This window comes from Selenomonas bovis DSM 23594 (genome assembly GCF_000381005.1).
Classification (GTDB): Bacteria; Bacillota; Negativicutes; order Selenomonadales; family Selenomonadaceae; genus Selenomonas_C; species Selenomonas_C bovis.
Map to the genome: position 1 here is coordinate 32,046 of NZ_KB908403.1, position 1,147 is coordinate 33,192.

Genomic DNA, 1,147 nt, shown 5'->3' on the forward strand with positions numbered 1-1,147 from the left:
GTGGACATGGTGCGCCCGCCCTTGCAGTAAATCCGGCCAATCGCGCTGCGCCTGCGGCTTGCGCTCTTGGGGATTTACATAGCAAAAAGAGACACGCTCCCACCTGGGAACGCGTCTCCCCTGCCTGCCGTCACTCGCCTCAGGCGAGCTCCACGCGCTCGGAGTTCTGCACGTAGAACTCCTTGACGCCCGTGGCCGCAGCGCTGCCGATGACGACCGCCTTCTTCGCGACCATCTCATCGACTGCCGTCTGCACCTCCGCCTTCGTGAGGCCGTCCTTCGGCTCCGCCAGCGACAGCGTCGCCGTCTTGCCTGCCTCCGTCTGGAAGATCATCTTCAGAGACTTTGCCATGGTATTCCCTCCTTTCCTATCGCCTGGCTGCCGTGAGTTTACAGAGGTTGCCCGCGCTTCCATCACACGCCGCGCGTGCTTCTCATGCGCGCCTCCCGTCTCTTCGCCAGCCCGTCTATATTGCCCGCCGCCCGCCGCTGCACCTATGTGCCGCCTGTGACATCATCCGCCGCTAGAGGGCGGACCGTCTCACTCCGCGACGATCTGCGCGCTGTCCGTGCGGCCGACGGCCGCGATCTCGTAGCGCTGGAGCGCGCCGAGCTTCGTGCCGATGGAGAGGATATCCTCATCCGCAAGCGCCGGATTCATGCCCGCAAACGCGCGCTGCGCCGTGCTCAGCGTGCCGTCGGCCTTCTGCCCCGTCACGACCTTGAGCACGAGCTTCGTCGCCTGCTCGCTTTTCTTTGCCATGCTGCTCACCTCCTTTCACTCAAAGATATGCCGTGAGCGGGAGGAGATACAACCTCAGCAAAAAATTTTTGCTTAAGGAAGCACTGATGAAATGAGGTGCTCCGGATTTGCGCGTCTGCGCTGTACTCTTCGGAGACAAACCGGAAGCGTAGCGGCAAAACGCTCCATCGCGTTTTGTGCTGAGGATTGTCGAGGGCGAGAGGACAGCGCAGACGCGTGAAGACGGAGTGCTGAATGAATCCGTGCTTCCTTAACGGCTGGGCTGCGCGATCTGCCGACACCAGGTGAGGCCCAAATAAAAAAGACGGCGAGATGCCGTCAAGTCTATCATGCGATCACGCATGATTGTTTCCAAAACTTGGAAACTCAACGCACAAACGTCCA

General features: G+C 60.7%; 2 protein-coding genes. Both read right to left on the reverse strand.

Features of this window, described 5'->3' with window-relative positions; genetic code table 11:
• Positions 1-139: 139 nt before the first annotated feature.
• Positions 140-352 (reverse strand): DUF2922 domain-containing protein, encoded by a 213-nt coding sequence (locus tag F599_RS0110275; RefSeq protein ID WP_019543446.1) that lies wholly within the window; start codon positions 350-352, stop codon positions 140-142.
• Positions 353-541: 189 nt separating this feature from the next.
• Positions 542-763: a DUF1659 domain-containing protein gene (locus F599_RS0110280; RefSeq protein ID WP_019543447.1), complete on the reverse strand. Its 222-nt coding sequence runs from the start codon at positions 761-763 to the stop codon at positions 542-544.
• Positions 764-1,147: the final 384 nt, after the last annotated feature.

Bases quoted from the DNA above. Each gene is read 5' to 3' on its own strand.
- F599_RS0110275 (WP_019543446.1), bottom strand. From the start codon at position 352: ATGGCAAAGTCTCTGAAGATGATCTTCCAGACGGAGGCAGGCAAGACG.
- F599_RS0110280 (WP_019543447.1), bottom strand. From the start codon at position 763: ATGGCAAAGAAAAGCGAGCAGGCGACGAAGCTCGTGCTCAAGGTCGTG.